Source organism: Pseudoalteromonas sp. Angola-7 (assembly GCF_028599255.1).
Taxonomy (GTDB): Bacteria; Pseudomonadota; Gammaproteobacteria; order Enterobacterales; family Alteromonadaceae; genus Pseudoalteromonas; species Pseudoalteromonas atlantica.
The window spans coordinates 1-25,005 of sequence record NZ_JAQREL010000002.1; the positions used below are offsets into that span (position 1 = coordinate 1).

The 25,005-nt window shown below is 40.8% G+C and carries 20 protein-coding genes and 8 tRNA genes; 7 read left to right on the top strand and 21 right to left on the bottom strand.

Annotated features, from left to right (window positions below; genetic code table 11):
- The first annotated feature begins 507 nt into the window (after positions 1-507).
- Both PSH50_RS02560 and PSH50_RS02565 read left to right on the top strand, forming a co-directional pair.
- Complete coding sequence (locus PSH50_RS02560; protein ID WP_273588042.1) at positions 508-1,923, top strand: sodium:alanine symporter family protein; 1,416 nt, start codon at positions 508-510, stop codon at positions 1,921-1,923.
- A gap of 183 nt (positions 1,924-2,106) precedes the next feature.
- Positions 2,107-3,702: a BCCT family transporter gene (locus tag PSH50_RS02565; protein ID WP_096739834.1), complete on the top strand. Its 1,596-nt coding sequence runs from the start codon at positions 2,107-2,109 to the stop codon at positions 3,700-3,702.
- 526 nt (positions 3,703-4,228) lie between these two features.
- Here PSH50_RS02565 and PSH50_RS02570 read toward each other — a convergent pair.
- From PSH50_RS02570 to PSH50_RS02625, 12 genes are all read right to left on the bottom strand, one after another.
- Positions 4,229-4,315: transfer RNA gene (locus tag PSH50_RS02570), tRNA-Leu, on the bottom strand.
- Positions 4,316-4,352: 37 nt separating this feature from the next.
- Positions 4,353-4,426 (bottom strand) — tRNA-Cys (locus PSH50_RS02575).
- A 19-nt stretch (positions 4,427-4,445) separates the two neighbouring features.
- Positions 4,446-4,521: transfer RNA gene (locus PSH50_RS02580), tRNA-Gly, on the bottom strand.
- A 59-nt stretch (positions 4,522-4,580) separates the two neighbouring features.
- Positions 4,581-4,667 (bottom strand) — tRNA-Leu (locus PSH50_RS02585).
- Positions 4,668-4,706: 39 nt separating this feature from the next.
- Positions 4,707-4,782: transfer RNA gene (locus tag PSH50_RS02590), tRNA-Gly, on the bottom strand.
- Positions 4,783-4,872: 90 nt separating this feature from the next.
- A tRNA-Leu gene (locus tag PSH50_RS02595) sits at positions 4,873-4,959 on the bottom strand.
- A 36-nt stretch (positions 4,960-4,995) separates the two neighbouring features.
- Positions 4,996-5,069: transfer RNA gene (locus PSH50_RS02600), tRNA-Cys, on the bottom strand.
- A 27-nt stretch (positions 5,070-5,096) separates the two neighbouring features.
- Positions 5,097-5,172, bottom strand: a tRNA-Gly gene (locus PSH50_RS02605).
- Between the two features lie 208 nt (positions 5,173-5,380).
- Complete coding sequence (pgsA, locus tag PSH50_RS02610) at positions 5,381-5,926, bottom strand: CDP-diacylglycerol--glycerol-3-phosphate 3-phosphatidyltransferase (protein WP_024033647.1); 546 nt, start codon at positions 5,924-5,926, stop codon at positions 5,381-5,383.
- A gap of 42 nt (positions 5,927-5,968) precedes the next feature.
- Entirely contained in the window at positions 5,969-7,792 is a 1,824-nt protein-coding gene (gene uvrC / locus PSH50_RS02615; protein ID WP_004589510.1) for an excinuclease ABC subunit UvrC, read from the bottom strand.
- 11 nt (positions 7,793-7,803) lie between these two features.
- Positions 7,804-8,454, bottom strand: a complete 651-nt coding sequence (gene uvrY / locus PSH50_RS02620; protein WP_004589511.1) for a UvrY/SirA/GacA family response regulator transcription factor — start codon at positions 8,452-8,454, stop codon at positions 7,804-7,806.
- Positions 8,455-8,612: 158 nt separating this feature from the next.
- Positions 8,613-9,764 (bottom strand): dicarboxylate/amino acid:cation symporter, encoded by a 1,152-nt coding sequence (locus PSH50_RS02625; protein ID WP_273588043.1) that lies wholly within the window; start codon positions 9,762-9,764, stop codon positions 8,613-8,615.
- A gap of 371 nt (positions 9,765-10,135) precedes the next feature.
- Between PSH50_RS02625 and cysK the strand changes: the two genes are divergently transcribed.
- Complete coding sequence (gene cysK, locus PSH50_RS02630; RefSeq protein WP_273588044.1) at positions 10,136-11,104, top strand: cysteine synthase A; 969 nt, start codon at positions 10,136-10,138, stop codon at positions 11,102-11,104.
- A gap of 145 nt (positions 11,105-11,249) precedes the next feature.
- Positions 11,250-11,684, top strand: coding sequence for a hypothetical protein (locus tag PSH50_RS02635; protein ID WP_273588045.1), 435 nt, complete (start codon positions 11,250-11,252; stop codon positions 11,682-11,684).
- A gap of 66 nt (positions 11,685-11,750) precedes the next feature.
- Here PSH50_RS02635 and PSH50_RS02640 read toward each other — a convergent pair whose 3' ends face one another.
- The gene (locus PSH50_RS02640) at positions 11,751-14,027 is read right to left on the bottom strand and encodes an acyl-CoA dehydrogenase (RefSeq protein ID WP_273588046.1); all 2,277 of its coding nucleotides are present in this window, start codon (positions 14,025-14,027) and stop codon (positions 11,751-11,753) included.
- 167 nt (positions 14,028-14,194) lie between these two features.
- On the opposite strand from PSH50_RS02640, the gene PSH50_RS02645 reads away from it, so the two are divergent.
- On the top strand, positions 14,195-16,042 hold the full coding sequence (locus PSH50_RS02645) for a M2 family metallopeptidase (RefSeq protein ID WP_273588047.1): 1,848 nt from the start codon (positions 14,195-14,197) through the stop codon (positions 16,040-16,042).
- An 88-nt stretch (positions 16,043-16,130) separates the two neighbouring features.
- Here PSH50_RS02645 and PSH50_RS02650 read toward each other — a convergent pair whose 3' ends face one another.
- The 8 genes from PSH50_RS02650 to PSH50_RS02685 all read right to left on the bottom strand — a co-directional run bounded on the left by PSH50_RS02650 (position 16,131) and on the right by PSH50_RS02685 (position 23,449).
- Positions 16,131-16,934 carry a putative porin gene (locus PSH50_RS02650; RefSeq protein ID WP_096041944.1) on the bottom strand — a complete coding sequence of 268 codons (804 nt, stop codon included), beginning with the start codon at positions 16,932-16,934 and terminating at the stop codon, positions 16,131-16,133.
- Between the two features lie 482 nt (positions 16,935-17,416).
- The gene (locus tag PSH50_RS02655; RefSeq protein WP_004589517.1) at positions 17,417-18,211 is read right to left on the bottom strand and encodes a putative porin; all 795 of its coding nucleotides are present in this window, start codon (positions 18,209-18,211) and stop codon (positions 17,417-17,419) included.
- Between the two features lie 199 nt (positions 18,212-18,410).
- The gene (locus PSH50_RS02660; RefSeq protein ID WP_004589518.1) at positions 18,411-18,785 is read right to left on the bottom strand and encodes a PH domain-containing protein; all 375 of its coding nucleotides are present in this window, start codon (positions 18,783-18,785) and stop codon (positions 18,411-18,413) included.
- On the bottom strand, positions 18,785-19,693 hold the full coding sequence (locus tag PSH50_RS02665; protein WP_248462396.1) for an ABC transporter ATP-binding protein: 909 nt from the start codon (positions 19,691-19,693) through the stop codon (positions 18,785-18,787). Before PSH50_RS02665 ends, PSH50_RS02660 begins: the two co-directional genes overlap by 1 nt.
- Positions 19,690-20,514 carry an ABC transporter permease gene (locus PSH50_RS02670; RefSeq protein WP_273588048.1) on the bottom strand — a complete coding sequence of 275 codons (825 nt, stop codon included), beginning with the start codon at positions 20,512-20,514 and terminating at the stop codon, positions 19,690-19,692. The genes PSH50_RS02665 and PSH50_RS02670 overlap by 4 nt, the downstream gene beginning before the upstream one ends.
- A gap of 164 nt (positions 20,515-20,678) precedes the next feature.
- Positions 20,679-21,860 (bottom strand): cystathionine beta-lyase, encoded by a 1,182-nt coding sequence (locus PSH50_RS02675; protein ID WP_054983889.1) that lies wholly within the window; start codon positions 21,858-21,860, stop codon positions 20,679-20,681.
- Positions 21,861-21,869: 9 nt separating this feature from the next.
- Positions 21,870-22,793: an NAD(+) diphosphatase gene (nudC, locus tag PSH50_RS02680; protein WP_273588050.1), complete on the bottom strand. Its 924-nt coding sequence runs from the start codon at positions 22,791-22,793 to the stop codon at positions 21,870-21,872.
- 152 nt (positions 22,794-22,945) lie between these two features.
- The gene (locus PSH50_RS02685) at positions 22,946-23,449 is read right to left on the bottom strand and encodes an NYN domain-containing protein (RefSeq protein WP_004589523.1); all 504 of its coding nucleotides are present in this window, start codon (positions 23,447-23,449) and stop codon (positions 22,946-22,948) included.
- Positions 23,450-23,615: 166 nt separating this feature from the next.
- Here PSH50_RS02685 and PSH50_RS02690 point away from each other — a divergent pair, with 166 nt between their 5' ends.
- Positions 23,616-24,239 carry a hypothetical protein gene (locus tag PSH50_RS02690; RefSeq protein WP_273588051.1) on the top strand — a complete coding sequence of 208 codons (624 nt, stop codon included), beginning with the start codon at positions 23,616-23,618 and terminating at the stop codon, positions 24,237-24,239.
- The gene (locus PSH50_RS02695) at positions 24,239-24,982 is read left to right on the top strand and encodes a DUF3307 domain-containing protein (RefSeq protein WP_273588052.1); all 744 of its coding nucleotides are present in this window, start codon (positions 24,239-24,241) and stop codon (positions 24,980-24,982) included. The genes PSH50_RS02690 and PSH50_RS02695 overlap by 1 nt, the downstream gene beginning before the upstream one ends.
- Positions 24,983-25,005: the final 23 nt, after the last annotated feature.

Sequence of the window (25,005 nt, forward strand, 5' to 3'; positions counted from 1 at the left end):
GGTCACTCAGTTTCAATTGAGACTCTAAATTTGTTTGCCTCACTACCTAAGTAGCTTGGCTGTTAGAACTCAATCTGTACGAGTGCCCACACAGATGATTGCTTTATATTGTTAAAGAACGTTGCGATTAAAGCGTTAAACTTTATCTCGCTAGGGCTGCGCATCTTACGCTTTCCTATTTTTTTGTCAACACTTAATTTTGTTAAACTTGAAAGTTTTTAAAACTAAGTTTTACTCGACTCACTAAGTGGTTTGCTTGCCTCGCTAAGCGTTGCCTGCTCTGCCGTCTCAGTGGGGTCGCATTATAGGGAGAAACGTTTTATACGCAAGCGTTTTATTGAATAAAATTGCATTTAATTTATACCCATAAGAACCTCACATTAAAAACACATGTTACCCACAAAAGCCTGTGGATAAGAACGCTTTTTTGCTTTTAAGACTAAACTCTTTTGATTTGTTATGGTAAGTTGCCAGCACTTTTTCAACTCATGTACTTAGGTAGTATTCATGACAGATATAATAAATAGTATAAGTGCCTTACTTTGGGGCCAAGTTCTCGTCTACTTATTAATAGCAGCAGGTGTCTTTTTTACCATTCGGTTAGGCTTTATTCAATTTGTACAATTCCCCTATATGTTTAAAGTTATGTTTGGCTCACGTAAATGTGGTGGAGATGAGATTTCTTCTTTTCAGGCTTTTTGTACTTCTTTAGCGGCGCGTGTTGGAACAGGTAATATGGCCGGTGTTGCCGTGGCACTTTATTTAGGTGGCCCTGGGGCTATATTTTGGATGTGGCTGATTGCTTTAATAGGTATGGCAACTAGCTTTGCAGAAAGTACCTTAGCACAAGCTTACAAAACTAAAGACGCTGATGGCAACTTTAGAGGCGGCCCTGCTTATTATATGGAACGAGGTTTAGGCAAACGCTGGATGGGTGTGTTGTTTTCATTATGCTTAATTTTAGCCTTTGGCCTGGTATTTAATGCTGTACAGTCAAACTCTATTGCTGCCGCATTTGAAGTAGCGTTTGATGTACCTAAGTATATAGTAGGCATTGCACTTGTAATTGGCTCTGGCATCATTATTTTTGGAGGATTAAAAACAATATCACGCTTTGCCGAAATGGTTGTTCCATTTATGGCGCTTGCCTATTTGCTAGTTGCTATATATGTATGTGCGATTAACTTTACTGCCCTGCCTGATGTTATTGTACTTATAATAAAAAGTGCTTTTGGTTTAGAGCAAGCAGGCGCCGGTGCAATTGGCTATGGTGTAACGCAAGCTATGATCCAAGGTATTAAGCGCGGTTTGTTTTCAAACGAAGCCGGTATGGGTAGCGCAGCCAATGCCGCAGCAACGGCAACACCTTATCCACCGCACCCCGCCTCGCAAGGGTATGTGCAAATGCTAGGTGTATTTATAGATACTATTGTGATCTGTACAGCCACTGCCTCATTAATCTTACTGTCTAATCAACTTGTGCCTGAATCGGGTGTATTAGGAATAGAGTTAACGCAAGCTGCACTACAAGAGCACGTTGGTGACTGGGGTACTTACTTTATTGCCATTGCCATTTTGTTTTTTGCATTTACCTCTATTGTCGCGAATTACTCATATGCCGAAACAAACCTAATGTTTTTAGAGCACAACTCTACCAAAGGAATGTTTATATTTAGATTACTTGTATTAGGTATGGTTATGTTTGGTGCCATTGGTGAACTAGGTATTATTTGGACACTTGCTGACATTTCTATGGGCCTTATGGCTATTGTAAACGTAGTTGCACTGTTTATGCTTTCAGGCGTTGTTGTGTGGTTATCAAAAGATTACAACGCGCAAAACAAGCAAGGTGTATTACCTACGTTTGACAAAGACAAGCACCCTAAGCTTGCTAAAGAGGTTGATCCTAACGCGTGGAAGTAACGCTAAATTAAAAAATTATTAAGCGAGCATTAGCTCGCTTTTTTTTGCCTTTCAAACTATATAAAAATTTATTAATGTATTTCAGAGATATATACCATAATTAAATATCAGTAATAGGCGCTTTTTGATTTACTTACGTACTATAAAATTGAAGTTTGTTATCTATAATATAAAGGAGTCATGATGGATGACCAATTGAACAAATACAGTATTGACACTACCGATTATCAGGTAGGTCAAGATAACGTACAAAAATGGGGGTTTGATGTTCATAACCCAGTGTTTGGAATAAGCGCATTTTTAGTCATACTATTTGTTGCCCTTACCTTATTGCTTGACCCTGAAGTCGTCAGGGAAGCACTTACCTCAACTAAAGATGCCATTATCAATAAATTTGATAGCTACTTCATGTTGATTGCTAATGGTTTCGTATTATTTTGCTTTGCACTTGCGCTCTCCCCTCTTGGTAAAATTCGCTTAGGGGGTGTTGATGCAAAACCTGAACATGGTTATCTCTCATGGCTGGCAATGTTATTTGCCGCAGGAATGGGGATAGGTTTACTGTTTTGGGGTGTTGCAGAGCCCGCAGCCTATTATACTGATTGGTACTTAATGCCAATGAACGCAGAGCCAAATACCCCAGAAGCTCACTCTTTAGCCATGGGCGCCACCATGTATCACTGGGGCTTACATGGTTGGGCAATTTACGCCATTGTTGCACTTAGCTTAGCGTTTTTTGCTTACAATAAAGGCCTTCCGTTATCTATACGCTCCGTGTTTTATCCCTTATTTGGCGATCGTGCATGGGGCTGGCTTGGTCACGTTATTGATATACTTGCTGTACTTTCCACGCTTTTTGGTTTAGCAACGTCTCTTGGTTTAGGGGCACAGCAAGCAACAAGTGGTATTAATTATTTAATGGGCACTGACTACGGTACCGCTTTTCAAATTACAGTTATAGCGCTCGTTACCTGTATTGCTATTGTTTCTGTTATTAAAGGCATTGAAGGGGGTGTGAAAGTACTTAGTAACATCAATCTTATATGTGCATTTATTTTACTCGTTGCCATAATATCGCTTACTTTTAGTGACTCAATTACAGCAATATGGTTTACCTTTGGTGCATATGTAGAACATATGGTTCCGCTTAGTAATCCGTTTGGCCGTGAAGATGAAGACTGGATGCATGCCTGGACAGTATTTTACTGGGCATGGTGGATATCGTGGTCGCCGTTTGTAGGAATGTTTATTGCCCGTGTTTCTAGAGGCCGTACCGTGCGAGAATTTTTATTAGTCGTCATTGGCCTGCCAACACTATTAAGCTTAGTGTGGATGGGGGTATTTGGTAATTTAGCGATTTCACAAATTATTGATAAAGTAGGCCCACTTGGGCAAAACGGGTTAACCGATATCTCTGTAACGCTATTTCAGGTTTATGAGCAGCTTCCGCTTAGTGGCCTTATTAGTGTGATCTCAATTGTGCTTGTTTTAGTATTTTTTATTACCTCTTCTGATTCTGGCTCACTTGTAATAGATGGCATAACCGCTGGCGGAAAAATTGATGCGCCGGTACCACAACGTATATTTTGGGCATCGATTGAAGGGGCAATAGCCGCCGTATTACTATGGGTAGGAGGCTCTCAAGCCTTGCAGGCTCTGCAATCTGGAGTAGTAACCACTGCGTTACCTTTCTCAATTGTGCTTATTTTAATGTGCGTGGCGCTTATTCAAGGTTTAATGAGCGAATACCCCATTTATAAAGCACAAACAAAGTTATAGCATTATGTACTTTAGCAAAGCGGCTTTGTGTCGCTTTGCTTTGCACTTTATTTCCTCCCCTACCTACACTTCAGCTAATACATTAACGAACGTATTTAATTATCAAACTGTTTAGCTTTGGCAATACACCTCTAAAACACGTTGTTTTAAATAAATAGAGCGCACATATCAGCGCATAACAACCAAGTGCTATTAGTTGCACCTTTAGCTATCAAGTTTATATCATCAGGTAGTCGCGCATGTATGTAAATTGCTTTAATGAACTGAATTGGATTTAGACGGCAGCAGCAAAGGGATATGGGAAAAGTAATGTAGGTTTAATCAACTAACGCTAACGTGTAACAATGCGTATGCTCTGCTTTAAGCACGATTGTCTACCTCAAATTAGTCACTTGATTAAGCCAATTGCTATTAATTTTTAAGGAATAGGCAAAAACATAAACAAAGTGATTGTTATGTTATATAACAGATGGGTATTTATTTAAAATAGGGAATATTTAATTTACTAAAAGGACTTTAGTAAAAGTGGTGCCCGAGGCCGGACTTGAACCGGCACGACTTGTTAGTCGAGGGATTTTAAATCCCTTGTGTCTACCAATTCCACCACTCGGGCATCGAGTTTGCTATTTAAAGCATGTGGAGTAATTAAATGGAGGCGGAACCCGGAGTCGAACCGAGGTGGACGGATTTGCAATCCGCTGCATGGCCACTCTGCCATTCCGCCTTAACGCTTCCAAATAATTTGGAGCGGCACACGAGGCTCGAACTCGTGACCTCGACCTTGGCAAGGTCGCGCTCTACCAACTGAGCTAGTGCCGCGTTAAACTTTTTATTAATATTTATCTAACTTTCAATTACCTTGGTAGGGTAATTAAAAGTGGTGCCCGAGGCCGGACTTGAACCGGCACGACTTGTTAGTCGAGGGATTTTAAATCCCTTGTGTCTACCAATTCCACCACTCGGGCATCGAGTTTGCTATTTAAAGCAAGTGGATAAAACTAATATGGAGCGGCACACGAGGCTCGAACTCGTGACCTCGACCTTGGCAAGGTCGCGCTCTACCAACTGAGCTAGTGCCGCATCATATTAATTCTAAATTTAATTACATAAACTAATTTATGTAATATTGTTTTTATAAATTACACTTGGCGATGTAATTAAACCACAAAGTGGTGCCCGAGGCCGGACTTGAACCGGCACGACTTGTTAGTCGAGGGATTTTAAATCCCTTGTGTCTACCAATTCCACCACTCGGGCATCGAGTTTGCTATTTAAAGCATGTGGAGTGTTGAATGGAGGCGGAACCCGGAGTCGAACCGAGGTGGACGGATTTGCAATCCGCTGCATGGCCACTCTGCCATTCCGCCAAACCGTTGGACAACCTAATGAAAACTTGGAGCGGCACACGAGGCTCGAACTCGTGACCTCGACCTTGGCAAGGTCGCGCTCTACCAACTGAGCTAGTGCCGCATTATTATTTAATTATCTGCGTTATTCAACATCTTGCGATGTTTACGCTGCTAACTAAGTAACTTTGGTTTTCTTTATCTTAGGGGCTATGCCCTCTCAACACGGACGCATTCTACAGAGATTATTAAACGCGTCAACACAAAAAATGCCACTTTTGAACTGTTTGATTATTTTTTATCTAAAACGGTGCGTTATTAGACGTTTACAATCAATTTTTGGTCAATTCACTCCATGCAGCCATTAAATATTGCACCATAGAGCTCAGTGTTAAATAGGTGGCTATATACAATAAAGCAAAACTTAAATAGATCATCCACGTATCGTATTGCCAAATTAGGCCAATAATCGCCAGCATTTGCGCCGCGGTTTTTATTTTTCCCATATTTGATACTGCAACGTTTCCACGTTTGCCTTGTTCGGCCATCCATTCACGTAATGCAGATATCACTATTTCACGGCTAATAATAATAAGTGCCGGAATCGTCATATACATAGACTGATAATGATCAGAGAGCGCAACAAGTGCAGCACACACCATAACCTTATCGGCTACAGGGTCTAAAAACGCACCAAAAGGCGTAGATTGCTCTAGCTTTCGTGCTAAATAGCCATCAAGTATATCGGTGATTGATGCAAGCCAAAAAATAAAAGCGGCAGCAAAAAACGCCCAGCTATAAGGCAAGTAAAATATCACCAAAAATATGGGGATAAGAAAAAGTCTAAAGGTTGTGAGTGTGTTTGGAATATTCCACATAACTACTTGGATATGTCTTTTTTTCTATATTCGCATGAAGGGCTAGCCCTTGTCATGCAAATGGTTAAATATCTTCTCAGCCATGTCAGGACTGATCCCAGGAACTTTCTTTAACTGTTCTATATTAGCAGCTTTTACCCCTTGCATGCCCCCTAAATATTTTAATAATGTTTGGCGGCGCTTAGAACCTACTCCGTTGATCTCTTCTAATAATGATTGCGTGCGCTGTTTTTGGCGCTTATTACGGTGCCCTGCAATGGCAAATCGGTGCGACTCATCGCGAATATGCTGGATTAAATGAAGTGCTGGCGCATCCGAATCCATAGGAATCGTTTTTCGCCCGCCATCAATTAATAAGGTTTCAAGGCCTGGCTTTCTGCTTGTGCCTTTTGCTACACCTACTAACAGCGGCATTTTAGCATGTGGCCACGTGGCAAAATACTGCTCTGCACGGCCTAGTTGCCCTTTACCACCGTCAATGAATATAACGTCAGGGATTTTGTCTTCATCTACCACTTTGTTGTAGCGTTTGTTCAGTGCAAACTCCATTGCCGCGTAATCATCACCGCCGGTTATACCCGTTACGTTGTAGCGTCTGTACTCTTTGTTATTTGGCCCTTGCGAATCAAATACTACACAACTGGCTACTGTGTTCTCCCCCATGGTATGGCTGATATCAAAACATTCCATTCTGTTTATATCATCTAAGCCTAGGGTCGCTTTTAATTGTGCATAACGTTTGTTTATAGAGTCTTGCGTACTTTGTTTAACGGTAATGCTGTTTAATGCGTTTTTATTAGCAAGCTGAAGGTATTGTGCTCGCTCTCCGCGGGTGACCACTTTAAGCGATACTTTGCGCTCACTAATTTGCGTAAGCGCTTCACTCAATGCGCTACTTTCTTCAATCTCGAACGGTAAAATAATTTCTTTTGCTATGCGCCCTGTCGCACCAGGCGCTAAATAATATTGCCCTAAAAACGAAGTGAGTATTTCCTCTTGCCCCGAATCTTTAGGCACTTTTGGAAAATAGGTTTTACTGCCTAGCACTTTATGATCACGGATCATCAATAAATGAATCCCATTTAATCCATTTAAGTGCGCAAAACCTACCACATCCATTTCAGCAAAATTACCTGAAATAGACTGCTGCTCCTGCATTTTGCGCAGTAGCATAATTTGGTCACGCACTTTAGCTGCGAGCTCAAAGTTAAGGTCTTTACTCGCCGCTTCCATTTTTTTTATTAAATCGGCTATTACTTCGTGCGACTTACCTGTTAAAAACTTACGTACATAATCAACTTGTTCGCCGTACTCTTGCTCTGTCACTTTATTAACACACGGTGCTGAGCAGCGCTTTAGCTGATACTGTAAACACGGGCGGCTTCTGGCACGGTAATAGGCATCTTCGCACTGACGTACAGGAAATATTTTTTGCATTAAACGCAAACTTTCCGACACTGCGCCAGCACTTGGGAAAGGCCCAAAGTACTCGCCTTTTACCTTGCGACTGCCTCTATGAAAGGCTAAACGCGGATGTTTATGACTGGTAAGTAATATATAGGGGTATGACTTATCATCACGTAATAAAATGTTATAACGCGGCTGATATTTTTTTATAAGGTTGTTTTCAAGCAGCAGGGCTTCGGTTTCGGTGTTTGTGAGCGTAACTTCAATATCGCAAATATTACTCACTAGCACACGGGTTTTGCTGTCGGTTAGATTAGATCTAAAGTAGCTACTTACCCGTTTTTTTAAGTTTTTAGCTTTACCGACATAAATAACTTGTTGTTCACTATCAAGCATACGGTATACACCCGGTTCACTTGATAGCGTTTTTAAAAATTGGGCGTGATCGAATTCAGACATAAATTAAAAAATTAATGAGATACGTCTATATCAATCATTTTATGGCGAATAGCCAAATGAGTAAGCTCAACGTCGCCTCCTACGTTTAATTTTTCAAACATACGGTAACGGTAGCTGTTCACTGTTTTTGAGCTTAAATTTAAGCGCTCGGCAATATCTTGAGCTTTTTCACCTTTGGTGATCATTAGCATAATTTGTAGCTCGCGCTCAGATAAGCTTTGAAAAGGGTTTTCATCGGTACGCCCTGTTACTTGCGCAAGGGCTATTTGTTGTGCAATTTCTGGGGCGATATAACGCTGACCTGCATGAACAGATCGTATAGCACGAACCATTTCATCAGAGCCTGCACCTTTGGTTAAAAAGCCATGCGCGCCAATTTGCATCACTTTTGATGGAAACGGGTCTTCGCAATTAACCGTAAGCACAATAATTTTTACATCTGGGCAATAGCGACAAATCTTTTTAGTGGCCTCTAAGCCACCCATGCCAGGCATGTTCATATCCATTAATACAATATTAGGTGCGTGCTGGCGACAAAACTGTACCGCAGCCTCTCCATCTTTAGCTTCGCCTACCACTTTAAAACCACGTACATCATCTAATATACGTTTTATACCAGTTCGTACCAGCTCATGGTCATCAACTAAAAGCACATTAATCAATGTAATACCCTCATTAACCTAACAATACGCGACAAACAATCTAATTTGCCACATTACCACAGTTAAAGCGAAACAATAACTAATATTATTGCTTCGCTTTAGGTGTACTCATCTTTTAGCATTATTTTATTACTGCTAAAAACCAGTACTTTAGTTTTTTATGACGCTGTTTTTTCGCTAAAACGGTCTACCCATAGGGCAATAATACCATCGCCTGTAACATTACACGCTGTACCAAAGCTATCTTGCGCAAGGTAAAGTGCAATCATAAGTGCAACAGCGCCTTCGTTAAAGCCAAGCATACTGGTTAATAAACCGAGCGCCGACATTACTGCTCCACCAGGTGCACCTGGCGCTGCAATCATTACTACCCCTAACATCATAATAAACGGCAGCATCCCCATTAAAGAAGGTACTTCCATGCTTGGCGATAAAAACATAACGGCCATTGCACACGTCACAATCGTAATGGTAGAACCCGATAAATGAATAGTAGCGCACAGTGGCACTGTAAAGTTTGCTACATCTTCTTTTACGTTATTTGCTTTGCTTGATTGCAAAGACACCGGAATGGTTGCCGCGCTCGACATTGTCCCCAGTGCTGTAAAATAAGCAGGAAGCATATTTTTAACTAGCTCCAACGGGTTACGTTTAAGTAATATCCCCGTAGAAACATATAATACGGTTAGCCACAGCCAGTGCATAACAAGTGCTGCAATAAGCACTACACCAAAGGTTTGCAGTGTATCGACCACGGTCCCTGCTACGGTCATTTCTGCAAATACACCTGCAATGTAAAATGGTAATGCCGGAATAATTACTTTAGATAATAAAGCATCGATTACATCGCGACCCTGATCAGACACTTTTTTAAGTGTTTCTAATTCAAGTTGGCTCATGCCAATACCAAACACAAATGCAGTCACAAGGGCTGTCATTACCCCCATCAGCGGTGGAATTTCTAAATCAATAAAACTTCCAATCTCTGTGGCTACTTCGGCTTCAAATGTAATACCGCCACTTAAAAGAGGAATTACTGCACTGACTAATAAAAATGCAAGCGTACCTGCAATTACTGTAGAGCTATATGCAAAACCAACTGTTTTACCTAGTAAATGGCCTGACCCTTTAGGCAAGCCAGCAATTCCCGAAGCAATAAAAAATAAAATAATTAATGGGATGGTAAAAGATATGAGTTGGCCAATAAGTTCTTTAATAGTAAATAAAAGCTCAACACCAGTGAGAGGCACATAAAGCCCGACTAAAATACCGGCCACAATACCGGCAATTAATTTTAAGATTAACTTCATTGTGATTGCTTAGTTAAATTGAATATAGATAGAGTGTTTTTAACATGTTTTAGACGCGTTGTGTGATAAAAGTATTCAAGTTATATTCATGTGCACAAATAACACACAAAATCGTCTCAATTATTAGCCTATCCCACGCATTTTTTAACTAAGTGACGAGGATTACTCTTTAAATTTAAAAAGAAGCCCGCATTCTTAATAACTAAAGCAATAATAATAACTAATTTTTATTTCGGCTAGTTATAAGCTCAATAGATATATGTTATAGCCAAACTTTACTTTAGTTTTTTTAAACTCGCAGTAAAGTGTATTTATATAGTTAATAGCAAAGGCTATTAACACATTGATCAGATTGTATCCAAAGGAACATTATGTCTACTATTTTTGAAGATAACTCACTAAGCATTGGTAATACACCACTGGTAAAACTTAATCGCGTAACAGGCGGTAACGTTTACGCTAAAGTAGAATCGCGTAATCCTAGCTTTAGTATTAAATGTCGTATTGGTGCATCAATGATTTGGGAAGCTGAAAAATCAGGTCAGCTTGTTGAAGGTAAAGAACTAATTGAACCTACATCGGGTAATACAGGTATCGCCCTTGCATTTGTTGCAGCAGCACGTGGTTACAAATTAACACTCACCATGCCAAATACAATGAGCCTAGAGCGCCGCAAACTATTAAAAGCATTAGGCGCTAACTTAGTGCTGACAGATGGTGCTAAAGGTATGAATGGCGCAATTGAAAAAGCAAAAGAAATTCAAGCAACCGATCCAGAAAAATACATTTTATTACAACAGTTCGAAAACCCAGCTAACCCTAAAATTCACTTTGAAACAACCGGCCCAGAAATTTTTGAAGCGCTTGATGGTAAAGTAGACTTTTTTGTAGCAGGCGTAGGCACTGGCGGTACTATTACAGGTGTTAGTCGTTACCTTAAAAACGAAAAAGGCCTAGATGTTAAAGCGATTGCAGTTGAGCCAACTAATTCACCTGTTATTAGCCAAACGCTTGCAGGCGAAGAAGTTAAACCAGGTCCACATAAAATACAGGGCATTGGCGCAGGCTTTATTCCTGGTAACCTTGACTTAAGTGTGATTGATGCTGCTGAGCAAGTATCAAACGAAGATGCGATTGCAATGGCTCATGAACTAATGAAAAAAGAAGGGATTTTAGTAGGTATTTCTTCGGGCGCAGCGGTTGTTGCCGCTAAACGCTATGCTGAAAAACCAGAAAACGCGGACAAAAACATTGTGGTAATTTTACCAAGTGCAACGGAGCGTTACTTATCAAGCCCAATGTTTGCTGAAGAATTTAGCGAGCAAGAATTAGTACAGTAAACTTCTCTCCTTGAGATACTAAAAAGGGTGCTTATGGCATCCTTTTTTATTATTTATGATTCGATTTTCTATTTATTACGCGGTGCTGCTTTACATCTTGTTTAATTAATCACACACTTTAAAAAATTAATTAAAAAAATACACCATGAAAAAAATAACAACTTATTTAAGTTTTATAGTTTGCATATTTTTAGCCGCCTGTGGCGATAACGTGCAAACACTGGGCGACTCACCCGGCGACACAGCCACTGCCTACTTTGATGCGTTATACAATCAAAAAGATTTACAAAAAGCCAGTACAATGGCCACCCCGAATCTCAGCCGCATAATGAAATCTTACGGCACCGCTAAGCAATTTGCCCGAAACTTAGTCAACCTACAATACGATGAAGTTGTGATTGAAGTCGATATGACCAATATGAGTGTGCGCGAACAATATGGTGATAACGCCAAAATAAATCTAATTTTTACCGGTTATTTTAATGGCGATAAAATTGACGATATGCGCAGCGTAAAAATGCTTCGTAAAAAAGGGAAATGGTATATAGACAAAATAGTGGCAGACCCTTACGCACGCTAACTTATACACCACAATAAAGGCCTTACACATGTAAGGCCTTTTTGCGTTTAGCGCTTATCTTAAGCGTTATAATTCACCGGGTTTAAAGTTATCAACGGCAATTGCTTGTTTTCTTAGTTTATTGGTATGGTGCATTGCATCGGCATCTGCTTGCGCAAGGAGCTCATTCTCTAGTGCGTAATTTATTGCGCCTTCTATGTCGAGTGTTGCAGGGACCTTACCACTGCGTTGCCAGTGTTTTAACTCTTTAAACTGTGTTTGCATATCGTGCATAGCTAAAAAAGCATTTTCCATCACGCCCGTGCCCGCATTTTCATCTACATAACATAAGTGCGTTAAACGGTTTCTAAACACCCCTGGTTGCGTCATATGCTCGCAAATACTTTGGGCTGTTTCATCACTTGGCTTGTGGTAATGATTCCCCAGCGGAAACACAACGCGTTTAAGTAAAAAGTTAACCACCGGGTTTGAAAAGTTTTTGAAAAAGCCATCAAACGCTTGGCCAATTTCATACAATGAGTTTTCAATTGCGTATTTCACAAACGGTAAGTCAGCTTGCTGACGACCTTCGTCTTCAAAGCGCTTTAACACTGTAGACGCTAAATATAAATGACTTAGTACATCACCTAAACGCGCTGAAATCATCTCTTTACGCTTTAGCTCGCCACCAAGTACCAACATGGCTACATCGGTAGTAAAAGCAAGGCCACGGCTCATTCTGCTTAGCTGTTTGTAGTAAACAGCGGTTGCACCACACACGGGCGCTTTAGCAAAACAACTACGTGTTAAGCCATGCACAAAAGCCATGCCTGCATTACTGGCGGCAAATAAAATATGCTTCATCAATAAACTATCAAATTGATCAAGTGCTGCATCGTCGTCTTCCATTGCGGCAGCTTCCATTTCTTTTAACACAAACGGATGACAACGGGTGGCACCTTGTCCAAATATCATTAAGTTACGCGTTAAAATATTAGCCCCTTCAACCGTAATAGATACCGGAATGCCCATATAACCATGGGCTAAATAGTTATTAGGCCCAACTTGAATACCTTTACCAGAATGAATGTCCATAGCATCGTTCATTACCGTACGGCCCATTTCGGTCATATGGTATTTTGCGATGGCGGTCACCACCGAGGGGCTTAATTTTAAATCAATGGCACCGGCAGTCATTAACCGTGCTGACTCAAGTGTATATGTTAATCCGCCAATACGGGCTAGTGCTTCTTGTACACCTTCAAACTGGCCAATAGATACACCAAACTGCTGGCGCACCATGGCGTAAGCAGAGGTCATTTTTGACGCTAAATGCCCTGTTGCCGTACTCAGTGCTGGCAATGAAATACCGCGCCCAGCACTTAAACACTCAACCAGCATACGCCAGCCTCGTCCTGCACCTTGCTCACCGCCAATAATCCAATCTAGTGGTATAAACACATCTTTACCGTAAGTAGTCCCGTTCATGAATGCCATATTTAATGGATAATGGCGCTCGCCGGTTTCTACCCCTTCGTGATCGGTAGGAATTAGTGCGCAGGTAATACCAAGCTCTTTTTCATCACCAAGTAGCCCATCGGGGTCATACATTTTAAAAGCAAGGCCAAGTACAGTTGCAATAGGCGCCAGTGTAATATAGCGCTTAGACCAATTTAAACGCAGGCCTATTACCTCTTCGCCATTATGCTGGCCTTTACATACTACGCCAGAGTCAGGAATACTACCTGCATCAGAGCCAGCTTCTGGGCCAGTAAGTGCAAAACACGGCACATCTTTACCGTTAGCAAGTGTTGGTAACCAGCGCTCTTGTTGTTCTTTTGTACCGTAATGTAGTAATAATTCGCCTGGGCCTAAGCTGTTAGGCACCATAACCGTCACAGCCGCAGTTAAGCTTTTTGTGGCAATTTTTGACACTATGGTTGAATTAGCAATGGCAGAGAACTCTCTCCCACCAAACTTTTCAGGAATGATCAGCGCAAAAAAGCCTTCTGTTTTTAAGTAATCCCAGACTTCTTTTGGCAGGTCTTTGTCTTTTTGTACAATTTGGTAATCATCTAGCATCGCCAGTAGCGTGTTAACCTGATTATCCATAAAATCACTTTCTTTAGCACTAAGCTCAGGTTTAGGAAAGTTATGCAGTTTTTGCCAATCTGGGTTACCACTAAATAGCTCACCATCCCACCATACATCGCCGGCTTCCATTGCCTCTCGCTCAGTTTGCGAGAGCGGCGGAAGTACCTTTTTAAACATTTTAAACGTAGGACGGCTGATCAGGTTGAGGCGAATATCTTTGACTGCAAAAATAACCACCACCACGACCAGCAATATTATAAATACCGACATGAGCACATTCCTTTTACATTGAATGAAAATAGTAACTTAATTATGACCCATCTTAGTTTAAATACAATCATTGCGCGATGTGCCACACGCCTTAACGTATTAATTTCATTGTTTTAAACATCGCTGCTATTATCACTTTCTTAATAACAATAAACCAAAGGAATACAATGAACACACCACGCTTTAAATTAAGTATGAGCGCCTTAATAGTCGCAAGTACATTAGCGCTGAGCGCCTGTGAAGCTGAAATAGCCATAGACACTACCGATTCAGCACAATCAGAGCCTCCTCTTACAAAACAAGATGCCAATGCGTTTATTGCCAAAGCCGAGCAAGAGCTAAGCGAACTTTACCTAGAGTCAAGCCGCGCTGAGTGGATTTACGCAAATTTTATAACACACGACACCTCGGCGTTATCTGCCGAGGTTAATCGTAAAATGACAGAGTCGGTCGTACGTTTAGCTAATCAGGCAGCCCAATTTGACGACTTAGCGCTGGATTACGATGCACGTCGCAAGCTTAATAAACTTAAACTCGCGCTTACGTTACCCGCTCCACAGGACGCTGAAAAAACAGCTCAGCTTTCAACTATTGTGGCAGAGCTAGGTGGTTTATACGGTAAAGGTAAATATTGTAAAGACGATGGCAGCTGTTTAAGCCTTGGTGATATGACCGCAAAAATGGCCACCAGCCGAGATTACAACGAGCTACTTGATTTATGGCAAGGGTGGCGTCAAATTTCAAAACCAATGCGCCCACTATACGAGCAACAAGTAACCCTAACAAACGAAGGCGCTAAAGAGCTAGGTTATGCAGATACCGGCGCAATGTGGCGCAGCAAGTACGATATGCCCGCCGATGACTTTACAACCGAGCTTGACCGCATTTGGGGGCAAGTAAAACCACTATATAACTCCCTACACTGCCATGTACGTGCTAAATTAGGTGAAAAATACGGCACCGACAAAGTGCCACAAGATGAGCCTATCCCTGCGCATTTATTAGGAAACATGTGGGCACAAGCATGGGGTAACATTTACGATGTAGTCGCGCCAGAAAACGCCGATCCGGGTTACGATGTTACCGAGCTATTAGCTAAAAATAATTACGACGAGCTAAAAATGGTTAAAGGTGCTGAAACCTTTTTTACCTCAATGGGGTTTGAGCCATTGCCAGAGACCTTTTACGAGCGTTCGTTATTTGTAAAACCAAAAGACAGAGACGTGCAGTGTCATGCCTCTGCTTGGAATATAGATAGCAAAGACGACTTACGCATTAAAATGTGTATTCAACGCACCGGCGAAGAATTTTCTGTTATTCACCATGAGTTAGGCCACAACTTTTATCAGCGCGCTTATAATAAACAGCCTTTATTTTATCAAGAAAGTGCCAACGATGGTTTTCACGAAGCCATTGGCGACACCATTGCTTTATCGGTTACACCCGGTTACTTAAAAGAAATTGGTTTACTTGAGCAAGTACCTGATGAGTCAAAAGACATTGGCTTACTAATGAAAATGGCGTTAGATAAAGTCGCCTTTGTGCCCTTTAGCTTAATGGTTGATCAATGGCGCTGGCAGGTATTTTCGGGCCAAGTAAAGCCACAAGATTATAATAAAGCGTGGTGGGAGCTACGTGAAAAATACCAAGGTGTGAAAGCGCCTATTGCACGTAGCGAAGATGACTTTGATCCAGGTGCTAAATACCACGTACCAGGCAACACTCCTTATACACGTTACTTTTTAGCACATATTTTACAGTTTGAATTTCACCGTAGCTTATGTGAAATAGCCGGTAACGATAAAGCTATTCACCGCTGCTCTATTTATAATTCAAAAGAAGCAGGAGATAAGCTAAACGCAATGCTGGAAATGGGCTCTTCTCGTCCATGGCAAGAAGCCCTTGAAACCATTACTGGCAAGCCGCAAATGGATGCAACCGCTATGCTTGATTACTTTGCACCGCTGCGACGCTATTTAGATGAGCAGAACAAAGACCGTAATTGCGGCTGGTAAAACTTTTACCACGGTTAATTTAAGTTAAAAGCATAAAAAGCCCGCTACAGTAGCGGGCTTTTTGTTCAGTAACTAACTTTTGGTTAATTTAGAACTGTAAGCTTACATTTGCAAAGTAAGCATCGTAATCAGAATCATCCCAGTTATTACCGTAACCTGCTTCTAAACCAACATTGTTATTGAAAAAGTGTTGAGCACCAAAAGCGTAGTCATCGTTCTTGTTAACTGTAACAAACACCGATGTTGCTTTACTGAAATAGTAGTTAGATGCTAATTCCCAGCTACTAGAACCGCCATCAACATCTTCAAATTTACCTTCAACAGTTAAGTAGTTACCTTGCTGTAAATCAACAAAGTACTTAGCTGCTACTGCACGGTAATCAAACTCGTCATCTGCTGTTACAGTAAAGCCGATATAATCAGTGCTGTTTAATTCGTGGTTATATGCTAGGTCAAACACAAACTGATTGTCAGCATCTTCAACATCTACAAACGTTGCTTTTAATACAAGGTTTGGATTAAAGAAGTAACCAGCTGAAAGTTCAATTACATCCGTGCTTGAGCCAAAATCACTATCGAAGTTATTGTACTGTGCACCTAATACGAAATCTTGTACAAAATACTCACCGCCAATGCTAGTAACGTCTAAAAAATCATTATCACTGTATGCACCATAAACATTTGTTTGCTTATTGATGTACTCAAATTGATCATAAGGACCTAACGTCGCTTTTGGAGAAAAGTAATAAGTTGAGTCAACACTTACCGTGTCATCTCCATCAATGTCCATGTATCCTACGTGGCTGATAGATTGGTAAGTATCTGCTGCCATTGCAGTGGTTGCAGCGCTTGATAATAAAATACTCGAAATGATAACGGCTAATTTTTTCATTTTAAATTCCCTATAAATATTACTTTTTATGCCTCAGCTGTCTAGCCAAAGTCGGGGCGCATCCTAACAGTAAAAAATGAACAAAAACTGAATTGAAGAACAAATTAAAAGCAAAAACAACCATTTAAATTGTTAATTACTACGCTCAAATGTAAACATTAAGAAAACTTTAAATCTACAGAATAATAATATGCCATTATATAAACTTAAAAAGTAACAAATAAGGTACAAAATGTCGTTAAATTGATACAACTAAACTATTCGATAAACCTCACCAATGTGGTTTACTACAATTATATTTTTCTCATTTTTCAAAAGTTTTTTACTTTTTAATTTTAAGAAAGCTACTTAGATGAGCAGAACAAAGACCGTAACTGCGGCTGCTAAAACATTTATCACGGTTAATCTGAGTTGAAAACAACAAAGCCCGTTAATTAAGCGGGCTTTTTAATACTCTTGTTTTAACTAAATCAGGGATTTAATTAAAATTGAAAACGCATGTTAGCAAAGTATGCATCGTTATCAGAGTCATCTGCATTGTTCTCGTAACCTACTTTAAGACCAATGTTTTTATTGATGAAGTGCTGAGCACCAAAGCTGTATGTATCTTGCTTGTTGTAGTTAGCAAATACCGAGGTTGCTTTTGAGAAGTAGTAGTTAGTTTCTGCTACCCACTGGTTTTCTGCATCTTCAATGCTCTCGTATTTACCTTCAAACGTTAAAAAGTTACCTTGCTGTAAGTCAATAAAGTACTTAGCTGCAACAGCGCGGTAATCAAAGTCGTCATCAGATGTAAGTGTTACACCTACGTAGTCTGTGCTATTTAGCATGTGGTTGTATGCTAAATCAAACAAAGCAAAGTCATCGCCGTCTTTGTTTTCAACAAGCGTTACTTTTGCTAATAAATCAGGGTTAAAGAAGTAGCCACCAGTTAGCTTGTAAAGCTCACCGTTAGAGCCCGAATCTGGGTCAAGGTTTTCGTAAGATGCGCCAACAACAAATTCATTAATAAAGTATTCGCCACCAATGTTAGTAACATCGCCAAAGTCGTCATCAGCATAACCGCCGTAAACGTTAGTTTGTTTATTAATGTACTCAAACTGATCGTACGGACCTAATGTTTTTTTAGGAGATAGGTAATAAATAGAGTCTACAGCAACGGTGTCGTTGTTATCGCTATCTTTGTAGCTTAAATTACTGATTGAATTGTAGCTGTCTGCAGCAGCCGCAGTGCTAGATAATAAAATGCTTGAAATAATAACTGCTAATTTTTTCATTGTAAGACTTCCCTTTGTGCATTGCTTTTTATGCTTTAGCTCATTGACTAAAGTGGGGACATGCTAACGCTGAGAAACTGAATGAAAACTTAACTAAGCAGTTGTATTTATTAAGTTAATTGTAAGTAGGTGTAAGAAACTGTAAATTTAAAGTAGTTGCAACATATAGTCAACAACTACTTAAAACATGTTCAGCAAACTAAAGCGCATGCTGACTTATTACACGATAAACTTCGTTAATATTATCGCCCGATTTAAACTCTTTACTAATAGGCGTTGGGTCTGAACCAATCCAAATTTTAAGCTCGGCATCTAAATCAAAGTGCCCTGCACTTTCTTTACTGAACTTAGTAATTTTAGAATAAGCAATACTCACCATTTCCATTTTAGAGCCGGTCATACCTTGCTTATCAATTAAAATTAAACGCTTATTAGTAAAAATAAACATATCGCGAATCACCTTATAGGCTTTTTCTACTTGTTCGCCATCTATTAGGGTATTGGCAAGTACTTTTTCTAAATCAGAATCATCTACTTCGCTTGCATTTCCCATTAAACCACTGAGTAGTCCCATTATGCTTTCTCCTGTGTAAATATTTGATTTTCTAAGGTGTGACCATTTACTAACTGCCTATATTGCCAGTTTTGTTGATGGCAAAAGTTTAATAAAGCAATATCAAGTGGCTCACCGGTTGGCTGGTACTCAATCACGTATTCTTTATGTTGGCTCATATACACACGGCTTACACCTGCTAACGCCTGCAGTTGCTGCTCCACATTTTGATACGCCTCGTTGAGCATTAAGGTATAAAAGTGAGTATGCGTATTGTTGTCTTTTGTTTGGTGCTCGCTCAAAATGCCCTTATCTAGGTGAAGCACTTGGGAGCATAATCGCTCAAGTTCGGTTAAATCGTGCGAACTTAAAATAAAGGTGGCTTCATCGCTTAAGCTCGATACCAGCTCTCGCACCTCCCTGGCATGAATAGGGTCAAGCCCTGCTGTGGCTTCATCAAGCATCACTATTTTCGGCGAGCCAATCAGCGCTTGCGCTATCGTAACCCGTTTGCGCATACCGTGAGATAAATCGCCTGCACGCTGTTTAGCGACTTCTTTTAAGCCAACCAAATTAAGTACGCGCAGCGCTTCATTGTGGCTTTGTTTAGCGCCCATGCCTTGAAGCTTGCCATAAAACGCCAGTTGCTTATCTATATTAAAACGCGGATCTAACTGCGCATCTTGCGGTAATGCACTTACTTGGTTGAACAACGCGGCACTACCAGGCTTATGTCCTAAAATACTGAGCTCACCGTGGCTTGGGTTAATATAGCCGCACAATAAACTAAATAATGTGGTTTTACCGGCGCCATTTGGGCCCACTAACGCCACAGGTGCGCCTTTTTGAATTTCAAAGCTTACGTTGTTAAGTGCTTGCTTTGCGCCATACGATTTACTCAAGCCGCTGGCTTTTATTAATACGCTCATAGCGAACTCCTTGTAAATATTCGATGCGCAATTGCTATAAATACAGCGCTTTGAATAAGCGGCACACCTAAGGCACTCAATAAAGGTAGGTTTTGCCCAGCTAAAAGCTCAGAATTAACCCCAGGGAAAAGGTAATCGAGCGCATTTAGAGCCGGTACTTGCCACGCCAATATACCCACAATAATGCCGCCACCAGCAAAATATAAAATGGCTAATACAATTGCTAAACGCGACGAGCGAGCAAACGTGTTAATCAAACTCATTAATGCCACAAACGGGCTAAGTACCACCACCATTATTATAAATATAGAAACCGCACGGCTTAACCCCCCCATTAATAGGCTAGGCTCTCTGTAACCAAGTACGCCAAGGGTTGCCACTAGGGTAATAGCTAATAAACACGCTAACACGCCAAGCTGACCTAAAAAACGGCCAAATAAAATTTCAAACCGTGTAGAGCGCAATGATAAAAACCGTAATGTGCCGCGCTCTCTATCGCCAACGGTTTGATCGCTTGATATAAAAATAGCAAACAGCGGAAAGCTGTACAAAGCGATTAGCCAGTACATAGCAAATTCGGCCTCAGGCCAATCAAGCAACTTACTTAAACCAATACTGCCTGAAATATCGCGTGCCATTTGTTCAAAATTGGGCGCACTAATAACGCTGACGGCTTGGCCTATCGGGTAGCGTAAAATAAGTAACCAAACAAGGGCAAAGGCGGCCATTGCAATTAAGCCGCGCTTGGTTAAAAACATACGTACTAGCTCAAAACCCGCTATTTGGGTTAATCGCCCTATGTTCACTGATGATGTTGCCATTGGCTTTCCTTAATGACGTTGCTCATGCTTTAAAATAAAGCGTAATGTAACAACAGTAAGTGTAAACACCTTGAATTACCAGCAAAAAAAAAGCTCACCATAAGTGAGCTTTGTAACAAACCGTTTAAATGTAACAGGCCAAACTTTGTTTATTTAGCCTATTTTTATAAATGCTGTTGGTATACCTCAAGCGCTTGGCTTAAGTCATTAATTAAATCATCAATGTCTTCAAGGCCAATATGCAAGCGAATAACAGGGCCTAAATCCCAACCGGTGTTCGAACGTAAACCTTTCATGGTCAAATTGGCGGTGACTAAACTTTCAAAGCCGCCCCACGAAAAACCCATTTTAATGTGCTCAAGGCTATCTAAAAACGCATCAATAGCTTTTTGGTTACCGGTTTTCATTACAAATGAAAACAACCCATTGCTGCCATCAAAGTCGCGCTTAAAAAATTCATGTCCAGGGCAGCTTGCAAATGCAGGATGGCGAATATGATCAACTAACTCATGTTGCTCAAGCCATTTTGCCACCTCTATAGCCGCCTTTTCGTGCTGATTTAAACGCACTGCCATAGTGCGTAAGCCTCTAAGCGCTAAATAGGCATCATCTGCGCTGGTGCATTGCCCTAATAAGTACGATTGCTCACGCAGGGTTGGCCAGTACTTTTTATTTGCCACTGCTACACCCATCATTACATCAGAGTGGCCAACAATGTACTTAGTTGCTGCTTGAATACTAATATCTACACCGTGTTCAAGTGGGCGGTAATGCAAGCCATTGCCGTAGGTGTTATCAAGCATGGTCATAATATTATGCTCATTGGCTACTTTTACCATGGCAGGTACATCTTGTATTTCCATGGTTATAGAGCCAGGCGATTCTAAAAACAGCACTTTTGTGTTTGGCTGAATATACGCCTCAATACCTGCGCCAATTGTAGGTGGGTAATAAGTGGTGGTAACACCTAGCCCCGCTAAAATTTTATCGCAAAAATCACGCGTAGGTTCATACACGTTATCAACCATTAAAATATGATCGCCTGCCTTTACAAACGACAATAACGCTTGGCTTATTGCCGCAGCGCCGCATGGGTAAAGTGCGCAGCCTTCGCCGCCTTCAAGCTCGGTTATTGCCTCTTGCAGTGCAAAATGTGTAGTTGTGCCGCGGCGGCCATAAAATAATGTTTTATCACCGCGGGTTTTAGCGGCTTCTTTTAATTCGGCCACGCTGTCAAATACAATTGTAGAAGCACGCTGTACTACGGGGTTTACCACACCATGGGTGTAGGCTTTTTTACGCCCCGTTGATACTAACTGGGTATTTTTATTTTTGCTTGTCGACATTACCAACCCTTAAACCTTATTAGAAAGCCATTGTTCAATTAAAAAACGCGAAATTGAATCGACCCGAGGGAGTTTATAATGATCGCCTTCATCGCCCATATTGCCAAACGCCTTAACTTCTTCGCGCGTAAACCATTTGGCATCGTCTAATTCGTCTTTATCTACGTTTATTTGCTCAGTTTTAGCCTGAGCAATAAAACCCAACATAATAGAAGAAGGAAATGGCCAAGGTTGCGAGGCAATATAACGTACATTATCAACGTCAATGCCTGCTTCTTCTTTAACTTCGCGCGCTACAGCTTGCTCTAGTGTTTCACCTGGGTCTACAAAGCCCGCCAATGACGAATACATGCCTTGTTGCCATATTGCTTGGCGGCCCAATAAACAACGCTCTATTCCATCTTCAAATACTTTAGTAACCACCATAATTACCGCAGGGTCAGTGCGTGGAAATGTAGGGTGCTTGCAGTGCTCGTTTTCACATAGGCGTGAATGCCCTGCCTCTACTAATGTATTTTTACTGCCACAACGCCCACAAAAACTATGCGTTGCATGCCAATAACATAAGCCACGTGCAAGTGCGGCGATAGAGCCATCTTTTATATCAACGTGAGGGCCATATTGGCGTATATCAAAAAACTGTGCGTCGCCTATAACGCGCTTGAGTTCGTCATCGTGTATGGCTGAAACATCTAACGCAAACACACCCTGTTGCTCGGTATTTGAGCCTAAATAAATAGCGTTTGATAAATCTAAATGGGCAATTTGCTGATACGTTAAGTAGCACACTTGAGCTGCGTCTTTATAAAACAAAGTGTGGTTATTATTCACCAAAAGCCACTTACTTTGTGCCGACATTTGCGCGTTTAACCACGCCGCGTTTTTACGAAAATTAGACCCGCGGTCTAATGGCATGTCGCTGTAATAAAGCATGTGAGTCCTCAATAACATGGTATGGCGTAAAATTACCATAACCGCTGAGTAAACCCAATTTATTACCGCAATAAAAAAAGCCTATATTAGCTATATAGGCTCTTTATTAAAAACTCTCATGTTGCAGGCACTTAGCCGCTATATTTTATGCTTTAGAGTAGCAAGCTATCATCAATTAAATGAAACTGTTCTGCACTTTGCTTAAGCACCTCAGCGGTTAACTTATCGGCGCCGTAGACATCGCACGGTACATTGTATTGATTTTTTAAATGCCCTAGCAATAACGCAAAGTCGCCATCACCAGAGAGCAAAATAACTTTATCGAGGTTTTTGCCTTGCTCTAGCATATCTATCGTTATGCCTACATCCCAATCCCCTTTTGCGCTGCCGTCACGGCGCTGAATAAACGGCTTTAGTTTTACCTCAAAGCCAATAGCACGCAAAATATTTTGAAACTGGTTTTGTTTTTCATCACCGCGGTGAATGGCATACGCAAATGCACAATCTATAGAATACTGTTGCTTCATGTGCGCCCAAAATGCATTGTAGTCAAAGTTTTTACGGTAACTTTCGCGGCACGTGTAATAAATGTTTTGTACATCAACAAAAATACCGACACGTGGCTTACTGATTTGCTGATCGTTTTGTAAAGTCATTTGTTTCCTTAAGTGCTCACAGCTCAGCGCAGCTGAAATAAAACGCCATTAACGAGTGAACCTTGCAATTTTGTTTTAAGTAACCTAAATTGGTTACTTAATTAAATGTAACCAAATTTGGTTACCTGATTCTATGTAACTGCATTAAGTTACTTTTTGGATTTCTATGATTGGTGTGATCAGCGGCGATATAATTAAATCGCAAAAAATACCTAAGCAGCAATACGATGCCATGCTTTATCAGCTAGAGCAAAGTTTGCGTGCAATTAGTGATAAAGCATCCCTGTGGACCATATACCGAGGTGATGCTTTTCAGTTACAAATAAATCAAAGCGAGCAGTTAATTAAAACCGCTATTATCATTTATTTGCATTTAAAGTCGGCAGGTTACGAGCTGCGCCAAAGTATGGCCTTAGGTGAGGTAGACAACCCACGCAGCGATATAAAAACAGCTACCGGCTCGGCCTTTGTGCTCTCAGGGCAAGGCCTTGATAAAATAGCCAATCAGCGCTTTACCTTACAGATAGCAAAGCACACCCTAGATGAAGGCTTTAGTCTTAACCTTGCCTTTGTTGATACCTTGCTTAGCAAAATAACGCAAAAACAAGCCAATGCGCTTTACGTGTATTTAACCCAAGCCGATAACAGCCATGCAGCACTGGCAAAAGAGCTTAACACCAGTCGCGAAAATGTCACTAAATTGCTTAACTTAGCAAATTATCAGCTAATAGAGCGATTTATAGTACACGCTAAACAGGTCATAACAACGATTGTAAAAGGAAGTGAGTAATGGGATTTTCGTTATTATTAGCGGCATTAATTATAGGCCACCTAGTCAGTGACTTTTTTTTACAACCAATGAGCTGGGTAAACGATAGAAACACCCACCACTTTAAAGCTAAAAAGCTCTACCTGCATGTATTAGTACACGGTGTGGTTAGCGCCGTTATTTTAGCGCTTTGGGAATATAGCTATGGCTGGCAACAACTAAGCACCGTGTTACTTTCAACAGCTGCAATTATGCTTAGCCACTACCTAATAGATATTGCTAAGTCGTATTCTAACAAAGGGGTTGTGCCCTTTTTACTCGACCAAATAGCGCATATAGCCGTAATAACAGCGCTGTGTATTTATATAACTGATAACCAAAGTTTAATCGCGTACGTAAGCGCACTTGTCACAAATCCTAAAATACTGTGGGTTGTATGCGGATATTTAATTATATTAAGCCCAAGTGCCGTATTTATAAGAATGATGCTTGAAAGGCTTACCGCTAACTTTTCAAGTGAGGGCAGCTTACCGTTGGCCGGACAAAGCATTGGCATGATAGAGCGAGTACTTATGCTGAGCTTTATATTACTTGATCAATTTGCTGGGCTTGGCTTTTTGCTAGCTGCCAAGTCGGTATTTAGGTTTGGCGATTTAAGTGCCAGTAAAGATAAAAAGCTCACCGAGTACGTTATGCTAGGCACCTTACTAAGCGTTAGCGTTACCTTGTTTGTAGGTTTAGGCGTTAATTCGTTGATCAAGTAAGTATAAATTACAGATAATAAAAA

Coding starts and splice junctions, on each gene's coding strand:
- PSH50_RS02560 (WP_273588042.1), top strand. CDS start 508: ATGACAGATATAATAAATAGTATAAGTGCCTTACTTTGGGGCCAAGTT.
- PSH50_RS02565 (WP_096739834.1), top strand. CDS start 2,107: ATGGATGACCAATTGAACAAATACAGTATTGACACTACCGATTATCAG.
- pgsA (WP_024033647.1), bottom strand. CDS start 5,926: ATGTGGAATATTCCAAACACACTCACAACCTTTAGACTTTTTCTTATC.
- uvrC (WP_004589510.1), bottom strand. CDS start 7,792: ATGTCTGAATTCGATCACGCCCAATTTTTAAAAACGCTATCAAGTGAA.
- PSH50_RS02625 (WP_273588043.1), bottom strand. CDS start 9,764: ATGAAGTTAATCTTAAAATTAATTGCCGGTATTGTGGCCGGTATTTTA.
- cysK (WP_273588044.1), top strand. CDS start 10,136: ATGTCTACTATTTTTGAAGATAACTCACTAAGCATTGGTAATACACCA.
- PSH50_RS02635 (WP_273588045.1), top strand. CDS start 11,250: ATGAAAAAAATAACAACTTATTTAAGTTTTATAGTTTGCATATTTTTA.
- PSH50_RS02640 (WP_273588046.1), bottom strand. CDS start 14,027: ATGTCGGTATTTATAATATTGCTGGTCGTGGTGGTGGTTATTTTTGCA.
- PSH50_RS02645 (WP_273588047.1), top strand. CDS start 14,195: ATGAACACACCACGCTTTAAATTAAGTATGAGCGCCTTAATAGTCGCA.
- PSH50_RS02650 (WP_096041944.1), bottom strand. CDS start 16,934: ATGAAAAAATTAGCCGTTATCATTTCGAGTATTTTATTATCAAGCGCT.
- PSH50_RS02655 (WP_004589517.1), bottom strand. CDS start 18,211: ATGAAAAAATTAGCAGTTATTATTTCAAGCATTTTATTATCTAGCACT.
- PSH50_RS02660 (WP_004589518.1), bottom strand. CDS start 18,785: ATGGGACTACTCAGTGGTTTAATGGGAAATGCAAGCGAAGTAGATGAT.
- PSH50_RS02665 (WP_248462396.1), bottom strand. CDS start 19,693: ATGAGCGTATTAATAAAAGCCAGCGGCTTGAGTAAATCGTATGGCGCA.
- PSH50_RS02670 (WP_273588048.1), bottom strand. CDS start 20,514: ATGGCAACATCATCAGTGAACATAGGGCGATTAACCCAAATAGCGGGT.
- PSH50_RS02675 (WP_054983889.1), bottom strand. CDS start 21,860: ATGTCGACAAGCAAAAATAAAAATACCCAGTTAGTATCAACGGGGCGT.
- nudC (WP_273588050.1), bottom strand. CDS start 22,793: ATGCTTTATTACAGCGACATGCCATTAGACCGCGGGTCTAATTTTCGT.
- PSH50_RS02685 (WP_004589523.1), bottom strand. CDS start 23,449: ATGACTTTACAAAACGATCAGCAAATCAGTAAGCCACGTGTCGGTATT.
- PSH50_RS02690 (WP_273588051.1), top strand. CDS start 23,616: ATGATTGGTGTGATCAGCGGCGATATAATTAAATCGCAAAAAATACCT.
- PSH50_RS02695 (WP_273588052.1), top strand. CDS start 24,239: ATGGGATTTTCGTTATTATTAGCGGCATTAATTATAGGCCACCTAGTC.